Below are 19,529 nucleotides of genomic sequence, written 5' to 3'. Positions count from 1 at the left end.
GTTACGCGAGAAGGGTGGAAAATAGCATGAGCGCAAATGAAAACAACCTCATTTGGATCGATCTGGAGATGACGGGGTTAGATCCCGAGCGCGATCGCATTATTGAGATCGCCACGCTGGTAACCGATGCGAATCTGAACATTCTGGCGGAAGGGCCGGTGATTGCGGTACATCAATCCGACGCGCAGCTGGCGTTAATGGATGAGTGGAACGTGCGTACTCATACCGGCAGCGGTCTGGTTGATCGCGTTAAAGCCAGCCAGCTCGACGATCGTGCGGCGGAACTGGCGACGATCGAATTCCTTAAAGAGTGGGTGCCGGCGGGCAAATCCCCCATCTGTGGCAACAGCATTGGCCAGGATCGTCGTTTTCTGTTTAAGTACATGCCCGAGCTGGAGGCGTATTTCCACTACCGTTATCTGGATGTCAGCACGCTGAAAGAGCTGGCACGTCGCTGGAAGCCGGAAGTCCTGGAAGGCCTGAAAAAACAGAATACTCACCAGGCGCTGGATGATATTCGCGAGTCGGTAGCCGAACTGGCGTACTATCGCGAGCATTTTATTAAGCTTTAAGACAATGAAGGCGCGGGGCCGATTTTTTTTCAATTGCCCCGCAAGCCAGTGCTGGCGCGGGTTTGCTGGAAAAATGCGCATTTTGTTGATTAAAGCAGCACTTGAACAAAAAAAGCGAAAATTTGCTGTCGGGGGCTTGCAGCAGGAATGATTTCTCGTATAATGCGCCTCCCGTGAAGACACAGAAATGTGCAACACGGCATCACGAAATTTTAGCGGAAATTGTTCGTAATTAGCTGAAAAATCGATGATAAGCGGGAATAGCTCAGTTGGTAGAGCACGACCTTGCCAAGGTCGGGGTCGCGAGTTCGAGTCTCGTTTCCCGCTCCAAAATTTGAAATGCACCATCCAGATTTACTGGTTTCGGCATTGAAGCTGAATCCGGATAAATATGCGGGAATAGCTCAGTTGGTAGAGCACGACCTTGCCAAGGTCGGGGTCGCGAGTTCGAGTCTCGTTTCCCGCTCCAAATTTGAAATGCCGAAAGGCACGCACCATCCAGATTTACTGGTCACGGCAAGCAAGCCTGTCCAGATAAGTATGCGGGAATAGCTCAGTTGGTAGAGCACGACCTTGCCAAGGTCGGGGTCGCGAGTTCGAGTCTCGTTTCCCGCTCCAAATCTTCATCAATAAAAATTATCCACAGCGGGATTCCTCGTTGGGGGCGTTTTTTTATTGTCCTGTCAAACTATTGTGAACAGAGTTATCCACAGGCATGACTTTCATTCGCAACATTCCTATCGCTTCGTCAGGTGAATAATCTCTTTTCAACTGACTGAAAAATAAAAATAAAATAATATTTCAAACTGTTAATTCGATCGCTTGACGATTTTGTGAACGTTGAATCGTAATGTGTTTTTTATTTTATTCACAGGCTGTGGATGGTTCAGGCATCGCGCGGCAGCCCTTTTTCAACTACCCGTACCAGTCGCTGCTTTTTCGGGGGTTGTACTTCCACCACGCAGGCATTTCGTTTCTCAATTTGCTGCGCAATCGCCCATTCTATGTGTTCGTCGAGAAGTGGGTGCTCACCAAGCCGCTGTCGGAGCGCCTGGATAGTGGCCTCATCCCACGGCGCATTGCCCAGTGCAACGGCAATATTGCGTAGCCAGCGTAAATGACCAATACGGCGAATCGCCGAACCTTCCGTGACTTTCAAAAAGTGCGCTTCATTCCAGGAGAACAGCTCAATCAGTGCGGGCGCATGCAGCGCTTTGCGCGGGCTGAAATCCTCTTCGCTGGTAAGCTGTGAGTAGCGATTCCAGGGACAAATCAGCTGGCAGTCGTCACAACCGTAAATGCGGTTACCAATCAGCGGGCGAAACGCTTCCGGGATGGCGCCTTCCAGCTCAATCGTCAGATAAGAGATGCAGCGGCGGGCATCGACGGTATAAGGCTCGACAATGGCGCCGGTTGGGCAAATCGTCATACAGGCCACGCAGCGCCCACAACCTTCTTCGACTGGCGAATCCACGGGCAGCGGAAGATCAATCAGCAGTTCGCCAAGGAAAAAGAACGAGCCTGCATCGCGGCTGAGGATAAGTGAGTGCTTACCTGTCCAGCCCAGTCCGGCTTTTTCCGCCAGCGGACGCTCAAGAATGGGCGCAGAATCAACAAAAGGTCTAAAATTCAGCGAAGCACAATGCTGCTGGATAAGTTCTCCGAGCTTTTTGAGCCGGTTGCGCAGCAGCTTATGATAATCGCGACCCAGCGCATAACGGCTGACATAGCCCAGCGTTGGGTTTTTCAGCGTGCTGGCGAAAGCAGCCTGTGCAGGAAGGTAATTCATGCGCACGCTAATGACGCGCAGCGTGCCGGGGAGAAGCTCGTGGGGGCGGGCGCGCATCATGCCGTGGCGCGCCATCCACTCCATTTCGCCGTGATATTGTTTGTCCAGCCACGCTTGCAGCTTCGGCTCGCTGGCGCTGAGATCGGTATCCGTAATACCGACCTGCTGAAAACCCAGTTCAGAGCCCCACTGTTTGATTTGTTGCGCTAAGTCATTGAGATTGAGGGGCTGTGACATGACGGACCATAGAAATGAAGAAAAACGCAGCAAGTATACCACACTCTGTCTGGCCAACGGCTGAGATGAAACGCCTGGAACGTGAGGCGGCAGACAGCCTCGGCATCACGCTCTATGAACTTATGCAGCGCGCGGGCGAAGCCGCGTTTGCCGTCGCGCGGGAGCAATTTCCTGACACGCGTAGCTGGCTGTTGCTTTGCGGGCACGGTAATAACGGTGGCGATGGCTATATTGTTGCGCGGTTGGCAGCGGCGGCAGGCATTGCCGTAACGCTGCTGGCGCTGGAGAGCAGCAAACCGCTGCCGGAAGAGGCTGCAACCGCGCGTGAAGCCTGGCTTGATGCTGGAGGTGTCATTCATGCCGCGGATGTCGCCTGGCCGGACGACGTGGATTTAATTATCGATGCTTTGCTCGGTACGGGGCTTGACCGCGCGCCGCGCGACGATGTTTCCGCGCTGATTGAACAAGCCAACCTACATTCCGCGCCGGTGCTGGCGCTGGATATCCCCTCCGGCCTGAATGCGCAAACCGGCACGACACCGGGTGCAGTCATTGAGGCGCAGCACACCGTGACTTTTATCGCGCTTAAACCGGGCTTGCTGACCGGCAAAGCGCGTGACGTCGTCGGCCAGTTGCATCACCATGCGCTGGGGCTTGAACCGTGGCTTAACGGCCAGCAAGCGCCGCTTTCCCGTTTTGATGAGAGCCAGTTAGCGCAGTGGTTGCCACCGCGCCGCCCAACATCGCATAAAGGCGATCATGGACGGCTGGTGATCATTGGCGGCGATCACGGCATGGCGGGTGCCATCCGTATGGCCGGTGAAGCTGCGCTGCGCGCAGGTGCCGGTCTGGTTCGCGTGCTGACGCGTAGCGAGAATATCCCACCCATTATTACTGCCCGCCCGGAACTCATGGTCCATGAGCTGACGGCGGCATCGCTGGATGAAAGCCTGGAGTGGGCAGATGTGGTGGTGATAGGGCCTGGACTTGGGCAGCAAGAGTGGGGCAAAAAAGCGCTGCAAAAAGTGGAGAATTTTCGTAAGCCGATGCTGTGGGACGCCGATGCGTTGAACCTTCTGGCAATCAATCCCGATAAACGTCACAATCGCGTACTGACGCCGCATCCCGGCGAGGCAGCGCGTTTGCTCAACTGTAGCGTGGCGGAAATCGAAAGCGATCGCTTACTTTCTGCTCAACGTCTGGTAAAACGTTACGCTGGCGTGGTGGTGCTGAAAGGCGCTGGTACAGTGGTGGCGAGCGAGGCTGGTGAGGCAGGCATTATTGATGCCGGAAATGCCGGAATGGCGAGCGGTGGCATGGGCGACGTGCTGTCGGGCATTATTGGCGCGCTGCTCGGCCAGAAACTCAGTTTGTATGATGCGGCTTGCGCCGGATGCGTTGCGCATGGCGCAGCGGCCGACAGACAGGCGGCACAATATGGTCAGCGCGGTATGCTGGCCACCGAACTTTTTATGACGCTTTTGCGTGTTGTTAACCCGGATGTAGTTGATACAAAAGATGATTAATCGAGTTATTCCTTTACCTGACGAGCAATCGACACTGGATCTCGGCAATCGCGTGGCGCAGGCCTGCGACGGCGCGACGGTGATTTATCTGTATGGCGATCTCGGTGCGGGTAAAACCACCTTTAGCCGGGGCTTTTTGCAGGCTTTAGGCCATCATGGGAATGTCAAAAGCCCGACTTATACGCTGGTGGAGCCTTACACCCTCGATAAGCTGATGGTGTATCACTTCGATCTCTACCGCCTTGCGGACCCGGAGGAGCTGGAGTTTATGGGGATCCGCGATTATTTTGCCAACGACGCGATTTGCCTGGTCGAGTGGCCGCAACAAGGTGCGGGTGTACTGCCTGACCCGGATGTCGAAATCCATTTAGATTACCAGGCGCAGGGGCGTGAGGCGCGCATTCGTGCTGTTTCCTCATCTGGTGAGTCGTTGCTGGCGCGTATGGCCGGTTAACAGGAAGGGTGACGGGATGATCTCTCGCGTGAAAGGTTGGTTGGCGGCAGTTCTTTTGCTGGCGTGTGCTCACGCTGGCGCAGCAAGTTTAGCCGATATTCAGGTGTCTAATGGCGACAGACAGGCGCGTATCACCTTCAGTTTTATGGGCGATCCTGAGTATGCGTTTTCGCAACAGGATAAGCGCAGCGTGGCGCTGGATATCAAACAGACCGGCATTATTCAGGGATTGCCGTTGCAGTTCAGCGGCAACAATCTGGTGAAAAGTATTCGTGCAGGTACGGCAAAAGATAACCAGTCAATCCGCCTGGTAGTGGATCTGACGCAGAACGGCAAAACCCGTGCAGTGAAACAGCAAAACGGTGCAGGTTACAAGGTGGTATTTACCATCGATGCTGACGTCCCGCCGCCGCCAGTGGTGGCGAAGCGCGAGACGCCCGTTGTTACGCCGCGCCCGACGCAGCCTGGACGTAATCCGTTTAAATCAGACAATGACCGTATCACCAGCGTTACCAGCAGCAACACCGTGACGCGTCCGGCGGTACAATCGCGCACGGTATCCGGTGACAAAGTGGTGATTGCAATTGACGCCGGGCACGGGGGCCAGGATCCTGGGGCAATTGGTTCCGGCGGCACAGAGGAGAAAAACGTCACCATCTCCATCGCCCGTAAATTGCGTGCGCTATTGAATGACGATCCGATGTTCAAGCCGGTGATGACTCGCGACGGCGACTACTTTATTTCTGTCATGGGCCGTTCCGATGTGGCGCGTAAGCAGAACGCCAACTTTCTTGTCTCGATCCACGCCGATGCTGCGCCAAACCGTGACGCTACCGGTGCGTCTGTCTGGGTGCTGTCGAACCGTCGCGCCAACAGCGAGATGGCAGGCTGGCTGGAGCAGCACGAGAAACAATCCGAATTGCTGGGCGGCGCGGGCGATATGCTGGCGAACAGCCAGTCTGATCCCTATCTCAGCCAGGCGGTGCTCGATTTACAGTTCGGCCATTCTCAGCGCGTAGGTTATGATGTCGCCACGAACATACTGAGCCAGCTTCAGCGCGTGGGGGCATTACATAAACGCCGCCCGGAACATGCCAGCCTTGGCGTGTTGCGCTCGCCGGATATTCCGTCGGTACTGGTCGAAACCGGTTTTATCAGCAACAGCGGCGAAGAGCGTTTGCTGGCCAGCGATGCATACCAGCAGCAAATCGCCGAAGCGATTTACGGTGGTCTGCGTAACTACTTCCTCGCTCATCCGTTGCAATCCGCGCCGCAGGGCGGAGGCGGGCAAACGGCCAGCGCTGCAGCACCTGCAAGTGGTCTGCTTAACTAAGGATATTTTTCATGCCGATACAGGTTCTACCGCCGCAGCTTGCGAACCAGATCGCCGCTGGCGAAGTGGTTGAACGCCCTGCGTCGGTGGTGAAAGAGCTGGTGGAAAACAGTCTTGATGCCGGAGCAACGCGTATCGATATCGACATCGAACGCGGTGGTGCGAAGCTTATTCGCATCCGCGATAATGGCAGCGGTATCAAGAAAGACGAGCTGGCGCTTGCGCTGGCCCGCCATGCCACCAGTAAAATCGCCTCACTTGACGATCTGGAAGCGATTATCAGCCTCGGTTTTCGCGGCGAAGCGCTGGCCAGTATCAGTTCAGTCTCCCGTTTAACGCTCACCTCCCGTACTGCCGATCAGCAAGAAGCGTGGCAAGCCTACGCGGAAGGCCGCGATATGGACGTAACGGTAAAACCCGCTGCTCACCCTGTTGGCACCACGCTGGAAGTGCTGGATCTGTTCTACAACACGCCGGCGCGGCGTAAGTTTATGCGTACGGAAAAAACCGAGTTTGGTCATATCGATGAAGTGATCCGTCGCATTGCTCTTGCGCGTTTTGACGTCACTATCAATCTGAATCACAACGGGAAAATGGTACGCCAGTACCGCGCCGTTGCCGAAGGCGCACCAAAAGAGCGTCGGCTTGGCGCGATATGCGGCTCGGCGTTTCTGGAACAGGCGCTGGAGATTGCGTGGCAGCACGGCGATTTATCTCTGCATGGCTGGGTGGCCGATCCTAAAAGCACCAGCAACGCGTTTGCTGAAATTCAGTATTGCTACGTGAATGGTCGCATGATGCGTGACCGGTTAATTAACCACGCTATTCGGCAGGCATGTGAAGATAAGCTGGGTGCCGATCAGCAGCCCGCTTTTGTGCTTTATCTGAAAATTGACCCGCGTCAGGTGGATGTGAATGTGCATCCGGCAAAACATGAAGTACGCTTCCATCAATCGCGGCTGGTGCATGATTTTATCTATCAGGGCGTATTGAGCGTGCTGCAACAGCAACTCGAAACGCCACTTCAACTGGAAGAGGAGCCTGCGCCGCGCGCATTGCCGGAGAACCGTGTCGCGGCCGGTCGCAACCAGTTTGCTGCGCCGCCCATTGCCCGGGAACCCGAAGCGCCGCGTTATTCATCACCTGCTGCTGGCGCATCACGCGGGGGCAACAGTGCTACAGGTCAACCGTGGCCGAATGCGCAGCCGGGGTATCAGAAACAGCAGGGAGCGCTCTATCGCCAGTTGCTGGAAACGCCTGCGGCTGAACGTAAAACCGAAAGCGTCACTTCTGTTGCTCCTGCACTGGAAGGGCATTGCCAGAGTTTTGGCCGCGTGCTGACGCTGATCGCGCCGCATTTTGCCTTGCTTGAGCGTGATGGCAACCTTGCACTGTTGGCGTTGCCGGTGGCTGAACGTTGGTTGCGACTGGCGCAACTCTCCCCGGATAATGCGCCGGTATGCGGCCAGCCGCTGCTGATTCCGGTACGTTTAAAAATCTCCACTGAGGAGAGTGCGGCGCTGAAGCGTGCGCAGCCAGTGCTGGCAGGAATGGGTATTGAATTATTGCTGGATGGCCAGCATGTGACCATTCGTGCAGTGCCTTTACCCTTGCGCCAACAAAATTTACAAATCTTGATTTCTGCTCTGATAGGCTACCTGGCGCAGCAGACAAGCATTGATGCGGTGAATATAGCCCAGTGGCTGGCTCGTCATCTGGCGAGCGATCATCCGCAATGGAGTGTGGCGCAGGCGATTACCCTGCTGGCCGACGTCGAACGGCTTTGTCCGCATCTGGTGAAAACACCACCAGATGGTTTATTACAACCTGTAGAGCTACAAACGGCGATGAACGCCCTGAAACATGAGTGAAGTTAAGGCAAGCCTGCCGAAGGCAATTTTTTTGATGGGGCCGACGGCCTCCGGCAAGACTGCGTTAGCCATTGAGTTACGTAAAGTTTTGCCAGTAGAGTTGATAAGCGTTGATTCTGCCCTTATCTATCAGGGCATGGATATCGGCACCGCCAAGCCAAGCGCAGAAGAGTTACGTGCCGCACCGCACCGGTTGCTGGACATTCTCGATCCTGCGCAGGCTTATTCCGCTGCCGATTTTCGCCGCGATGCACTGGCGGCGATGCAGGAGATCACCGAAGCAGGGCGTATTCCTCTGCTGGTGGGCGGTACAATGCTCTACTTTAAAGCGCTGCTGGAAGGGTTATCGCCCCTGCCATCAGCAGATGCAAAAGTCAGAGCGGAAATAGAAAAACAGGCGGCAGAGCGTGGATGGGAAGCGTTGCATCAGCAGTTACGGGAGATTGACCCCGTTGCCGCAGCGCGGATTCATCCAAATGATCCGCAAAGGCTTTCCCGGGCACTGGAAGTTTTTTTCATTTCGGGTAAAACTTTAACGGATCTGACGCAAACGTCAGGAGACGCTCTGCCTTACCAGGTGCATCAGTTCGCCATCGCCCCGGCGAGCCGTGAACTGCTCCATCAACGGATCGAGCAGCGCTTTCATCAGATGTTAGCTTCAGGTTTTGAAGCAGAAGTGCGGGCGCTTTTTGCTCGCGGAGATTTGCATACGGATATGCCTTCCATTCGTTGTGTGGGATACCGCCAGATGTGGTCGTATCTTGAAGGTGAAATCACATACGATGAAATGGTTTATCGAGGTATTTGCGCCACGAGGCAGTTAGCCAAGCGGCAGATAACCTGGTTGCGGGGCTGGGATGGCGTTCACTGGTTAGAGAGTGAAAAGCCGGAAAAGTCTTACCGTGACGTGTTACAGGTTGTTAGTGCTATCGCAGGGTGAATGTGTACAATTAAGTCGTATCGTGCGCGAATTTTTACGCAGTTTTCAGAACCTTCGGGTTCTAAGTACAAAACAAGCATATAAGGAAAAGATAGAATGGCTAAGGGGCAATCTTTACAAGATCCGTTCCTGAACGCACTGCGTCGGGAACGTGTTCCAGTTTCAATTTATTTGGTGAATGGTATTAAGCTGCAAGGGCAAATTGAGTCTTTCGATCAGTTCGTGATTCTGTTGAAGAACACGGTCAGCCAGATGGTCTATAAGCACGCGATTTCTACTGTTGTTCCATCTCGTCCGGTTTCTCATCACAGCAACAATGCGGGCGGCGGTACCAGCAGTAACTACCATCACGGTAGCAACGCGCAGGGCTCTGCACAGCAAGACGGCGAAGAAACCGAATAAGGTTGACGGCTGATTTTCCAGATCGGGGAGCCAGTTAAGCTGTGTTCCCCGCTGGTATTTTATGAGGGTTTACGCTTGTTTGACCGTTATGACGCCGGTGAGCAGGCGGTACTGGTACACATCTATTTTTCGCAAGACAAAGATATGGAAGACCTCCAGGAGTTTGAATCTCTGGTCTCTTCCGCCGGTGTCGAAGCAATGCAGGTGATTACCGGTAGCCGTAAAGCACCGCACCCCAAGTACTTTGTTGGTGAAGGTAAAGCAGTAGAAATTGCGGATGCCGTAAAAGCAGCGGGTGCTTCCGTCGTGCTCTTTGATCATGCGCTAACCCCTGCCCAGGAACGAAACCTGGAGAGACTGTGCGAATGTCGGGTTATCGATCGCACCGGTCTGATTTTAGATATTTTTGCCCAGCGTGCACGCACGCACGAGGGGAAATTGCAGGTTGAGCTGGCGCAGTTGCGCCATCTGGCGACGCGCTTGGTGCGTGGCTGGACCCACCTTGAACGACAAAAAGGCGGGATTGGTTTGCGCGGTCCGGGTGAAACCCAGCTCGAAACCGACCGTCGTTTGCTGCGTAATCGAATTACTCAGATCCTCTCGCGTCTTGAAAAAGTTGAGAAGCAGCGTGAGCAGGGACGTCGCTCCCGCACGAAAGCCGATATTCCAACGGTTTCGCTGGTGGGCTATACCAACGCCGGTAAATCCACGTTGTTTAACCAGATTACCGAAGCGCAAGTCTACGCGGCGGATCAGCTGTTTGCGACGCTGGATCCCACGCTTCGTCGTATTGACGTAGTAGATGTCGGCGAAACCGTGCTGGCCGATACGGTCGGGTTTATTCGCCATTTGCCGCACGATCTGGTGGCGGCATTTAAAGCGACCTTGCAGGAGACGCGTCAGGCGACGCTACTGCTGCATGTTATTGACGCCGCCGATGTGCGCGTGCAAGAGAACATTGATGCAGTGAATACGGTGCTTGAAGAGATTGAAGCGCACGAGATCCCAACGCTGCTGGTGATGAACAAGATCGATATGCTGGAAGATTTTGAGCCGCGTATTGACCGGGATGAAGAGAATAAACCAATTCGCGTCTGGCTCTCTGCGCAGACGGGTATTGGCGTACCACTGTTATTCCAGGCTTTAACAGAGCGTCTTTCCGGTGAAGTCGCGCAGCACACGTTGCGTTTACCACCGCAGGCAGGACGTCTGAGAAGTCGGTTTTACCAGCTTCAGGCAATAGAAAAAGAGTGGATGGAAGACGATGGCAGCGTAGGTATGCAGGTGCGTATGCCGATTGTCGACTGGCGTCGACTCTGTAAACAAGAACCGGCACTCGAAGAATACGTCGTTTGACCGGCAGCCTGAAGATTTTTCCCCTTTGGGGGTGCCCGCGAGGCCGGGCATACACCGCACGATATATACATATGGAGCACATACATGGCGTGGAATCAGCCCGGTAACAACGGACAGGACCGCGACCCGTGGGGAAGCAGCAAACCAGGCGGCAACTCTGAGGGAAATGGAAACAAAGGCGGTCGCGATCAGGGGCCACCTGATCTGGATGATATTTTCCGCAAACTGAGTAAAAAGCTCGGTGGTCTGGGCGGTGGTAAAAGTACCGGCGGCGCGCCTGGTTCCTCTGGCCCTCGCGGTCAGGTGGGCGGACGCATTGTCGGCATCGTTGCCGCAGCAGCTGTGATTATCTGGGCTGCGACCGGGTTCTATACCATTAAAGAAGCAGAACGCGGTGTCGTTACGCGCTTCGGCAAGTTCAGCCATTTGGTTGAGCCGGGTCTGAACTGGAAGCCGACCTTTATCGATAGCGTAACGGCGGTAAACGTCGAGTCGGTTCGTGAACTGGCGGCTTCCGGCGTGATGCTCACTTCTGATGAAAACGTCGTGCGCGTTGAGATGAACGTGCAGTACCGCGTGACCGATCCTGAGCGTTACCTGTTTAGCGTTACCAGCGCCGACGACAGCCTGCGCCAGGCAACCGACAGCGCCCTGCGTGGTGTGATCGGTAAATATTCCATGGATCGTATTCTGACCGAAGGGCGTACCGTTATTCGTAGCGATACCCAGCGTGAGCTGGAAGAGACCATTCGTCCGTACAACATGGGGATTACCCTGCTCGACGTCAACTTCCAGGCTGCGCGTCCGCCGGAAGAGGTGAAGGCTGCGTTTGACGATGCGATTGCAGCACGTGAAAACGAGCAGCAGTACATCCGTGAAGCGGAAGCCTACAGCAACGAAGTACAGCCACGTGCAAACGGCCAGGCACAGCGTATTCTCGAAGAGGCGCGCGCTTATAAGACGCAGACCGTCCTGGAAGCGCAGGGTGAAGTGGCGCGTTTTGCGAAGATCCTGCCGGAATATAAAGCCGCGCCTGAAATTACCCGCGAGCGTCTGTATATCGAAACCATGGAAAAAGTGCTGAGCCATACGCGCAAAGTGTTGGTTAACGATAAAGGTGGCAACCTTATGGTGCTGCCGCTGGATCAGATGCTGAAAGGCGGCGCGAGCGCACCTGCGGCAAAGAGTGACAGCAGTGGCGCAAACAACCTGCTGCGCCTGCCGCCTGCGTCCAACTCTGGTAGCAGTGCGAATAGCGCCCCGGCACCATCTGCCGGAGACATCATGGACCAACGCCGCGTAAACGCGCAGCGTAACGACTACCAGCGTCAGGGGGAATAACGATGCGTAAGTCAGTTATCGCGATCATCATCATCGTGCTGGTAGTGCTCTACACCTCTATTTTTGTGGTGAAAGAAGGCGAGCGCGGAATTTCGCTGCGCTTTGGTAAAGTATTGCGCGACGACGAAAATAAACCGCTGGTTTATGAGCCGGGCTTGCACTTTAAGCTGCCGTTTATCGAATCCGTTAAACTGCTGGATGCGCGCATTCAGACCATGGATAACCAGGCCGATCGCTTTGTTACTAAAGAGAAGAAAGACCTGATTGTCGACTCTTATATCAAGTGGCGCATCAGCGATTTCAGCCGTTATTACCTGGCGACCGGCGGCGGTGACGTCTCCCAGGCCGAGGTACTGCTGAAACGTAAGTTCTCTGACCGTCTGCGTTCTGAAATTGGTCGTCTGGATGTGAAAGACATCGTTACCGATTCTCGTGGCCGTCTGACGCTGGAAGTGCGTGATGCGCTGAACTCCGGTTCTGCGGGGACGGAAGACGAAGTGGCGACGCCGGCAGCAGATGACGCCATTGCGAAAGCTGCAGAGCGTGTACAGGCTGAAACCAACGGTAAAGTACCGGTTATCAACCCGAACAGTATGGCGGCGTTGGGTATCGAAGTGATCGACGTGCGTATCAAGCAGATCAACCTGCCGGCAGAAGTGTCGGATGCGATCTACAACCGCATGCGCGCCGAGCGTGAAGCGGTAGCTCGTCGTCACCGTTCGCAGGGCCAGGAAGAAGCGGAAAAACTGCGTGCCGCCGCGGATTACGAAGTGACGAAAACACTGGCGGAATCTGAGCGTCAGGGGCGTATCCTTCGTGGTGAAGGCGATGCTGAAGCTGCAAAACTGTTTGCCGATGCCTTTAGTCAGGACCCGGATTTCTATGCCTTTATCCGCAGCCTGCGCGCATACGAAAATAGCTTTGATAGCAACCAGGACGTGATGGTGCTCAGCCCGGACAGCGATTTCTTCCGTTATATGAAAACGCCGACTTCCGCGACACGCTAAGTTTGCGCCAGCGGTTTTCATGATAAAAACCACCGCCAAAGTTCGGCGGTGGTTTTGTTTTTTAAGGATTAGACATGAATTCGACAATCTGGCTCGCCCTGGCGCTGGTTTTGGTCTTTGAAGGCATGGGCCCGATGCTTTATCCGCGTGCCTGGCGGCGTATGATTGCCTCGCTGAGCCTGCTTCCGGACCATCTTCTGCGTCGTTTTGGCGGTGGGCTTGTGGTTGCGGGTGTAGTGATCTACTACATGTTGAGGAAAACGATTGGCTGAGTGAAAAGTGGGCGTCTTTGGTCAATTTTGCGCGGAAAAAGTGCTGAATCTGAAAAAAAGCGGTGGTAGAATCCATTTTTAAGCAAACGGTGATTTTGAAAAATGGGTAACAACGTCGTCGTACTGGGCACCCAATGGGGTGACGAAGGTAAAGGGAAGATTGTTGATCTTCTGACTGAACGGGCTAAATATGTTGTGCGCTACCAGGGCGGTCACAACGCAGGCCATACTCTCGTAATCAACGGTGAAAAAACCGTCCTCCATCTTATTCCATCAGGCATTCTTCGCGAAAACGTCACCAGCATTATCGGTAACGGCGTTGTGCTGTCTCCGGCGGCGCTGATGAAAGAGATGAAAGAACTGGAAGACCGTGGTATCCCGGTTCGCGAACGTCTGCTGCTTTCCGAAGCATGCCCGTTAATCCTTGATTATCACGTTGCGCTCGACGTTGCGCGTGAAAAAGCGCGCGGCGCGAAAGCTATCGGCACCACCGGCCGTGGCATCGGCCCGGCTTACGAAGATAAAGTAGCTCGTCGCGGTCTGCGCGTGGGCGATCTGTTCGATAAAGCGACTTTCGCCGACAAACTGAAAGAAGTGATGGAATATCACAACTTCCAGCTGGTGAACTTCTACAAAGTGGAAGCCGTTGACTACCAGAAAGTGCTGGATGATGTGATGGCGATTGCCGACATCCTGACTGCGATGGTTGTGGACGTTTCCGACCTGCTGGATCAGGCGCGTCAACGTGGCGATTTCGTCATGTTCGAAGGCGCGCAGGGTACGTTGCTGGACATCGATCACGGCACCTACCCGTACGTAACCTCTTCCAATACCACGGCTGGCGGCGTCGCTACTGGTTCTGGTCTTGGCCCGCGTTACGTTGATTACGTGCTGGGTATTATCAAAGCATACTCCACGCGTGTGGGCGCCGGTCCGTTCCCGACCGAGCTGTTTGACGATATTGGCGAGTTTCTGTGCAAACAGGGTAACGAATACGGTGCTACTACCGGCCGTCGCCGCCGTACCGGCTGGCTGGACGCGGTTGCGGTGCGTCGCGCTGTGCAGATCAACTCCCTTTCTGGCTTCTGCCTGACCAAGCTGGACGTGCTGGATGGCCTGAAAGAGGTGAAAATCTGCGTTGCTTACCGTATGCCGGATGGCCGCGAAGTGACGACCACGCCGCTGGCTGCTGACAACTGGGAAGGTATCGAACCTATTTACGAAACCATGCCTGGCTGGTCTGAGTCTACTTTTGGTGTGAAAGATCGCAGCGGTCTGCCACAGGCGGCGCTGAATTACATCAAACGTATTGAAGAACTTACTGGTGTGCCGATTGATATTATCTCAACTGGCCCGGATCGTACTGAAACCATGATCCTGCGCGATCCGTTCGACGCGTAATGTTGTTCCGGGGCGCGTTGTGCGCGTCCCGTCTCCTCGCTTTTTTACCCTTCTGTTCAAATAAATTAGCGGCATGACTAGTGGCTGGTTTATCATCAATAGTGTCAATACCTGCGGGTATCTCATCTTTTCCCATTTACTGAGGTTGATGTGCAGTTAACGAGTTTTACCGATTACGGTTTACGCGCCCTGATCTATATGGCATCGCTGCCTGATGGAAAAATGACCAGTATTACTGAAGTCACAGAAACATATGGCGTATCCCGTAATCATATGGTCAAAATAATCAACCAGTTAAGTCGTGAAGGCTATGTCGCGGCCGTGAGAGGGAAAAACGGTGGGATTCGGCTGGGGAAACCCGCGCAGGATATCCGCATTGGTGATGTCGTCCGTTCGCTGGAGCCGCTTGCGCTGGTCAATTGCAGCAGCGAATTTTGCCATATCACCAGTGCCTGTCGCCTGAAAAAGGCGCTTGCCAAAGCCGTGCAAAGTTTTCTCAAGGAGCTGGATAACTACACGTTGGCCGATTTGGTTGAAGAGAATCAACCGCTTTACAAATTATTGCTGGTGGAATGACGCAAATTTCTGCCAGAGCTGACTACGGAGGACCCGCAATGTCACAAGATCCTTTCCTCGAACGAGAATCTGAAAAATATACCAACCCCATTCCCAGCCGCGAATTTATCCTCGATCACTTAGCCAAACGCGAAAAACCTGCCAGCCGTGATGAACTGGCGGTTGAACTGAAAATCGAAGGCGAAGAACAAAATGAAGCGCTGCGCCGTCGTTTGCGCGCCATGGAGCGTGACGGTCAACTGGTGTTCACCCGCCGTCAGTGCTACGCCTTACCGGAAAGGCTGGACCTGCTGAAAGGTGTGGTGATCGGCCACCGTGACGGCTATGGCTTCCTGCGCGTCGAAGGGCGTAAAGACGATCTTTACCTCTCCAGCGAGCAGATGAAAACCTGCATCCACGGCGACCAGGTGCTGGCGCAGCCGCTGGGTGCCGATCGCAAAGGCCGCCGCGAAGCGCGTATCGTACGTATTCTGGTGCCCAAAACCGGGCAAATTGTTGGCCGTTACTTCACCGATGCTGGCGTCGGTTTTGTTGTCCCGGACGACAGCCGTATGAGCTTTGACATCCTGATCCCACCGGAAGAAACCATGAGCGCGCGCATGGGCTTTGTGGTGGTGGTGGAGTTAACCCAGCGTCCGACACGCCGCACCAAAGCGCTCGGTAAGATTGTTGAAGTGCTCGGCGACAACATGGGTACCGGCATGGCCGTCGATATGGCGCTGCGCACCCATGAAATTCCCTACCAGTGGCCGCCTGAAGTTGAAAAACAGATTGCCGGGCTGAAAGAGCAAGTTCCGGAAGAGGCAAAAGCGGGCCGTGTGGATCTACGCGATCTGCCGCTGGTCACCATCGATGGCGAAGACGCTCGCGACTTCGACGACGCCGTCTATTGCGAGAAAAAACGCGGCGGCGGCTGGCGTTTGTGGGTGGCGATTGCCGATGTGAGCTATTACGTGCGCCACGGAACGCCGCTCGACAACGAAGCGCGCAACCGTGGCACTTCGGTGTATTTCCCGTCGCAGGTCGTGCCTATGCTGCCGGAAGTGCTCTCAAACGGTCTCTGTTCGCTCAACCCGCAGGTGGATCGCCTGTGTATGGTCTGCGAAATGACCGTCTCGACGAAAGGCCGTTTAACCGGCTTTAAATTCTACGAAGCGGTGATGAGCTCCCATGCGCGTCTGACCTACACCAAAGTGTGGCATATGTTGCAGGGCGATCAGGAGCTACGCGAGCAGTATGCGCCGCTGGTGAAGCATATCGAAGAGTTGCATAACCTCTACAAAGTGCTCGACCAGGCGCGTGCTGAACGCGGCGGCATCTCGTTTGAGAGCGAAGAGGCGAAGTTTATCTTCAACGCCGAGCGCCGCATTGAACGTATCGAACAGACTCAGCGTAACGATGCGCACAAACTGATTGAAGAGTGCATGATCCTCGCCAACATCTCGGCAGCGCGTTTCGTCGAGAAAGCCGGCGAACCGGCGCTGTTCCGTATTCACGATAAACCGACCACCGATGCGATCACTGCATTCCGTTCCGTGCTTGCCGAGCTGGGGCTGGAACTGCCGGGCGGCAACAAACCGGAACCACGCGATTATGCCGAGTTGCTGGAGTCGATTGCCGATCGTCCCGATCACGAGATGCTGCAAACTATGCTGCTGCGCTCGATGAAACAGGCGATTTACGATCCGGAAAACCGTGGTCACTTCGGGCTGGCGCTGCAATCCTATGCGCACTTTACGTCGCCGATCCGCCGTTATCCGGACTTGTCATTGCACCGCGCCATTAAGTACCTGCTGGCGAAAGAGCAGGGACTGAAGGGCAATAGCACCGAAACCGGCGGCTGGCACTACAGCATGGAAGAGGTGCTGCAACTGGGCCAGCACTGTTCGATGACCGAACGCCGCGCGGATGAAGCCACCCGTGAAGTGTCGGACTGGCTGAAGTGCGATTTCATGCAGGATCAGGTGGGCAACACCTTCCCGGGCGTTATCGCCAGCGTCACCGGCTTCGGTTTCTTTGTGCGCCTGAACGATCTGTTTATCGATGGACTGGTGCATGTCTCCTCGCTGGACAACGACTACTACCGTTTTGACCAGATTGGTCAGCGACTGATTGGCGAATCCGGCGGGCAAACCTATCGCCTCGGCGATCGGGTGGAAGTGAAGGTTGAAGCCGTCAATATGGATGAGCGTAAGATCGACTTCTCGCTGGTCTCCAGCGAACGCGCGCCGCGCAATGTCGGTAAAACCGAGCGTGAAAGAACGAAAAAAGGCGCTGCGGGTAAAAACGTTGGCGGTAAAAAGCCACCGCGTCGGCAGATGGGGAAAAAGGTGAATTTTGAGCCGGACAGTGCCTTCCGCGGTGATGCCGCAGGTAAAGGTAAAAGCAAAGCGAAAAAAGCCAAAAACCCCTCGGCAAAAACGCAAAAAATAGCCGCTGCTACCAAAGCTAAACGTGCGGCGAAAAAGAAAGTCGACCAGTAATATCCGCGAAGCCCTTCCACTGTGAAGGGCTTTTTTTATGGCTTAGTTATTTTCTGCACATTGATATTTATTATTTATCGTTAGCCTGCGAATACAGATCTATATAGTAAATATCCATCTCATATTTACCGAATTAAAACCGTGGCATTTCGCTTCGGTTGGTCTCTGTTTTCCAAGGAGCGATTATGCATCTGGCCCGTTTCCCCCGCCTGTCATTAGGTCATTTCCCGACGCCGTTAGAACCGCTGGAGAATTTAAGCGCGCTGCTGGGCGGTCCCAAAATATGGATCAAACGCGATGACGCTACCGGCCTGGCGACGGGCGGCAATAAAACCCGCAAGCTGGAATTTTTGCTGGCGGATGCGCTGGCGAAAAACGCCGACGTGATTATCACCCAGGGCGCAACGCAGTCGAACCACGTCCGGCAGACCATTGCCGGTGCAGCAAAACTCGGGCTGGCAAGCAAAGTGCTACTGGAAAAACGCGTCACCGATTTTGGTGAAGATTATCAGCGCTCTGGCAACATCCTGCTGGATGAGTTGCTGGGCGGTGAAATTGTCGCCCATCTGCCGGGCGGCACGGATATGCAAAAAGCCATGGAAGAGTATGCCGAACAGCTGCGCGAACAGGGGCATCGCCCGTATGTCATTCCCGGCGGCGGCTCCAACGCCATCGGCGCGCTGGGTTACGTTGCTTGCGCTGAAGAACTGTTATTCCAGTCCTCACAGTTACGGCTACGCATCGATCATGTCGTCCACGCTACCGGCAGCACCGGGACGCAAGCCGGGCTGGTGGCTGGTTTCACCGCCACTAACAGCCACGTGCCGGTGCTGGGCATCAGCGTCCGCGCACCGAAAGCGAAGCAGGAAGAGAATGTCTGGAATCTGGCGTTACGTACGCGCGAACTGCTGGGCGTGGCGGGCGATCTGCCGCGTGAAGCGGTGGCCGCTAATAGCGATTACGTCGGTGATGGTTACGGTTTGCCGACAGAAGGCATGCTGGAAGCGCTGACGCTGTTTGCCCGCCATGAAGGCATTTTGCTCGACCCGGTTTATTCCGGTAAAGGTGCCGCCGGGCTTATCGATCTGATTCGCAAAGGCTACTTCACGCATGACGAGAATGTCGTGTTTATTCACACCGGCGGCTCGGCCGGGTTATTCGGTTACCGCCAGGTGCTGGAGGCGAATGCCCGCCATGGCTAAACCCTTCTTACTGGGCGTGCTGGGCGGCATGGGGCCGCTCGCCACGCTCGATTTTCAGCACAAGCTGTTACAGGCGACGCCTGCCGATAGCGACCAGCAGCAACTGCCGTCGGTGGTGTGGAACGTGCCGCAAATCGCCGATCGGCAAAAAGCGCTGGCCGGGCTGGGGCCATCGCCGCTGCCGCAACTGCTTCAGGGAATTGAAAAGCTTAATCAGGCGGGCGCCAGCCATATCGCTATTCCCTGCAACACCGCGCATCACTGGTATGACGAACTCAGTCGCGCCAGCAACGCGCCGCTGTTGCACATTGTGGATGCCACAATGGCGTCGCTGGCGAATTTAGCGCACAAGCCTCAGCGGGTTGGGGTGATTGCCACGCAAGGAACGCTGGATGCGGGTTGGTATCAACAGCGCCTGACGCAGCAGGGAATTGAGGTACTGCTGCCGAATGACGATGAACTGCAACAGTGGTTTGTGCCGGGCTGTTATGCCGTGAAGCGCGGCGCACTGCACGAGGGCGGTGAATTGCTGGCAAAGCAGGCAAATGCATTACTGGAGCGCGGTGCGCAACAGCTGATTCTGGCTTGTACCGAAGTGCCGGTTGCGCTGGAAGCGATTGCCGTGCCGTTTCTCGCGCAGACCTGCGATCCGTCACAAGCGCTGGCGCAGCAGTGCGCGCAAATCTGGCTCGATTATCGCCATTCTTATTCCACGTATATCCAACGCAATAATTTGAATAAATAAAAGCGCCGCCTGTCGATATAGT

17 protein-coding genes and 3 tRNA genes are annotated in these 19,529 nt (G+C 55.0%); 19 read left to right on the top strand and 1 reads right to left on the bottom strand.

Annotation, left to right across the window (positions count from 1 at the left end):
* Nucleotides 1–26: 26 nt before the first annotated feature.
* The 4 genes from orn to Y71_RS24735 all read left to right on the top strand — a co-directional run bounded on the left by orn (nucleotide 27) and on the right by Y71_RS24735 (nucleotide 1,190).
* Entirely contained in the window at nucleotides 27–572 is a 546-nt protein-coding gene (orn, locus tag Y71_RS24750) for an oligoribonuclease (protein ID WP_007372731.1), read from the top strand.
* 254 nt (nucleotides 573–826) lie between these two features.
* A tRNA-Gly gene (locus tag Y71_RS24745) sits at nucleotides 827–902 on the top strand.
* A 63-nt stretch (nucleotides 903–965) separates the two neighbouring features.
* Nucleotides 966–1,041, top strand: a tRNA-Gly gene (locus Y71_RS24740).
* Between the two features lie 73 nt (nucleotides 1,042–1,114).
* A tRNA-Gly gene (locus Y71_RS24735) sits at nucleotides 1,115–1,190 on the top strand.
* 268 nt (nucleotides 1,191–1,458) lie between these two features.
* Here the strand turns inward: Y71_RS24735 and queG are convergent.
* A complete protein-coding gene (gene queG, locus Y71_RS24730) occupies nucleotides 1,459–2,598 on the bottom strand; it encodes a tRNA epoxyqueuosine(34) reductase QueG (RefSeq protein ID WP_007372733.1) in 1,140 nt (379 codons plus the stop codon).
* 14 nt (nucleotides 2,599–2,612) lie between these two features.
* Between queG and nnr the strand changes: the two genes are divergently transcribed.
* From nnr to cuyB, 15 genes are all read left to right on the top strand, one after another.
* On the top strand, nucleotides 2,613–4,124 hold the full coding sequence (nnr, locus tag Y71_RS24725) for a bifunctional ADP-dependent NAD(P)H-hydrate dehydratase/NAD(P)H-hydrate epimerase (RefSeq protein WP_035943034.1): 1,512 nt from the start codon (nucleotides 2,613–2,615) through the stop codon (nucleotides 4,122–4,124).
* Nucleotides 4,117–4,578, top strand: coding sequence for a tRNA (adenosine(37)-N6)-threonylcarbamoyltransferase complex ATPase subunit type 1 TsaE (gene tsaE, locus Y71_RS24720; RefSeq protein ID WP_007372735.1), 462 nt, complete (start codon nucleotides 4,117–4,119; stop codon nucleotides 4,576–4,578). Before nnr ends, tsaE begins: the two co-directional genes overlap by 8 nt.
* 16 nt (nucleotides 4,579–4,594) lie before the next feature.
* Nucleotides 4,595–5,911, top strand: a complete 1,317-nt coding sequence (gene amiB / locus Y71_RS24715) for an N-acetylmuramoyl-L-alanine amidase AmiB (RefSeq protein WP_007372736.1) — start codon at nucleotides 4,595–4,597, stop codon at nucleotides 5,909–5,911.
* Nucleotides 5,912–5,922: 11 nt separating this feature from the next.
* Nucleotides 5,923–7,782, top strand: a complete 1,860-nt coding sequence (gene mutL, locus Y71_RS24710) for a DNA mismatch repair endonuclease MutL (RefSeq protein ID WP_007372737.1) — start codon at nucleotides 5,923–5,925, stop codon at nucleotides 7,780–7,782.
* Entirely contained in the window at nucleotides 7,775–8,722 is a 948-nt protein-coding gene (miaA, locus tag Y71_RS24705; protein ID WP_007372738.1) for a tRNA (adenosine(37)-N6)-dimethylallyltransferase MiaA, read from the top strand. Before mutL ends, miaA begins: the two co-directional genes overlap by 8 nt.
* Nucleotides 8,723–8,818: 96 nt before the next feature.
* Nucleotides 8,819–9,124 (top strand): RNA chaperone Hfq, encoded by a 306-nt coding sequence (hfq, locus tag Y71_RS24700; protein WP_007372739.1) that lies wholly within the window; start codon nucleotides 8,819–8,821, stop codon nucleotides 9,122–9,124.
* Nucleotides 9,125–9,199: 75 nt separating this feature from the next.
* Nucleotides 9,200–10,480, top strand: coding sequence for a ribosome rescue GTPase HflX (gene hflX / locus Y71_RS24695; protein WP_007372740.1), 1,281 nt, complete (start codon nucleotides 9,200–9,202; stop codon nucleotides 10,478–10,480).
* 84 nt (nucleotides 10,481–10,564) lie between these two features.
* On the top strand, nucleotides 10,565–11,821 hold the full coding sequence (gene hflK / locus Y71_RS24690; RefSeq protein WP_007372741.1) for an FtsH protease activity modulator HflK: 1,257 nt from the start codon (nucleotides 10,565–10,567) through the stop codon (nucleotides 11,819–11,821).
* Between the two features lie 2 nt (nucleotides 11,822–11,823).
* Nucleotides 11,824–12,828 carry a protease modulator HflC gene (gene hflC, locus Y71_RS24685; RefSeq protein ID WP_007372742.1) on the top strand — a complete coding sequence of 335 codons (1,005 nt, stop codon included), beginning with the start codon at nucleotides 11,824–11,826 and terminating at the stop codon, nucleotides 12,826–12,828.
* A 74-nt stretch (nucleotides 12,829–12,902) separates the two neighbouring features.
* Entirely contained in the window at nucleotides 12,903–13,100 is a 198-nt protein-coding gene (locus tag Y71_RS24680; protein ID WP_081120868.1) for a DUF2065 domain-containing protein, read from the top strand.
* Nucleotides 13,101–13,202: 102 nt separating this feature from the next.
* Nucleotides 13,203–14,501 carry an adenylosuccinate synthase gene (gene purA, locus Y71_RS24675; RefSeq protein WP_007372744.1) on the top strand — a complete coding sequence of 433 codons (1,299 nt, stop codon included), beginning with the start codon at nucleotides 13,203–13,205 and terminating at the stop codon, nucleotides 14,499–14,501.
* A 150-nt stretch (nucleotides 14,502–14,651) separates the two neighbouring features.
* Nucleotides 14,652–15,077, top strand: a complete 426-nt coding sequence (gene nsrR, locus Y71_RS24670) for a nitric oxide-sensing transcriptional repressor NsrR (protein ID WP_007372745.1) — start codon at nucleotides 14,652–14,654, stop codon at nucleotides 15,075–15,077.
* Between the two features lie 38 nt (nucleotides 15,078–15,115).
* On the top strand, nucleotides 15,116–17,560 hold the full coding sequence (rnr, locus tag Y71_RS24665; RefSeq protein WP_007372746.1) for a ribonuclease R: 2,445 nt from the start codon (nucleotides 15,116–15,118) through the stop codon (nucleotides 17,558–17,560).
* Nucleotides 17,561–17,745: 185 nt separating this feature from the next.
* A complete protein-coding gene (gene cuyA, locus Y71_RS24660) occupies nucleotides 17,746–18,762 on the top strand; it encodes a D-cysteate sulfo-lyase (protein ID WP_007372747.1) in 1,017 nt (338 codons plus the stop codon).
* Nucleotides 18,755–19,507 (top strand): cysteate racemase, encoded by a 753-nt coding sequence (gene cuyB, locus Y71_RS24655; RefSeq protein ID WP_050998957.1) that lies wholly within the window; start codon nucleotides 18,755–18,757, stop codon nucleotides 19,505–19,507. Before cuyA ends, cuyB begins: the two co-directional genes overlap by 8 nt.
* Nucleotides 19,508–19,529: the final 22 nt, after the last annotated feature.

The sequence above is a fragment of the Kosakonia radicincitans DSM 16656 genome, assembly GCF_000280495.2.
GTDB classification, from domain to species: domain Bacteria; phylum Pseudomonadota; class Gammaproteobacteria; order Enterobacterales; family Enterobacteriaceae; genus Kosakonia; species Kosakonia radicincitans.
Note: the sequence above shows the minus strand (reverse complement) of the source record. Positions and strands in the feature narration are given on the sequence as shown.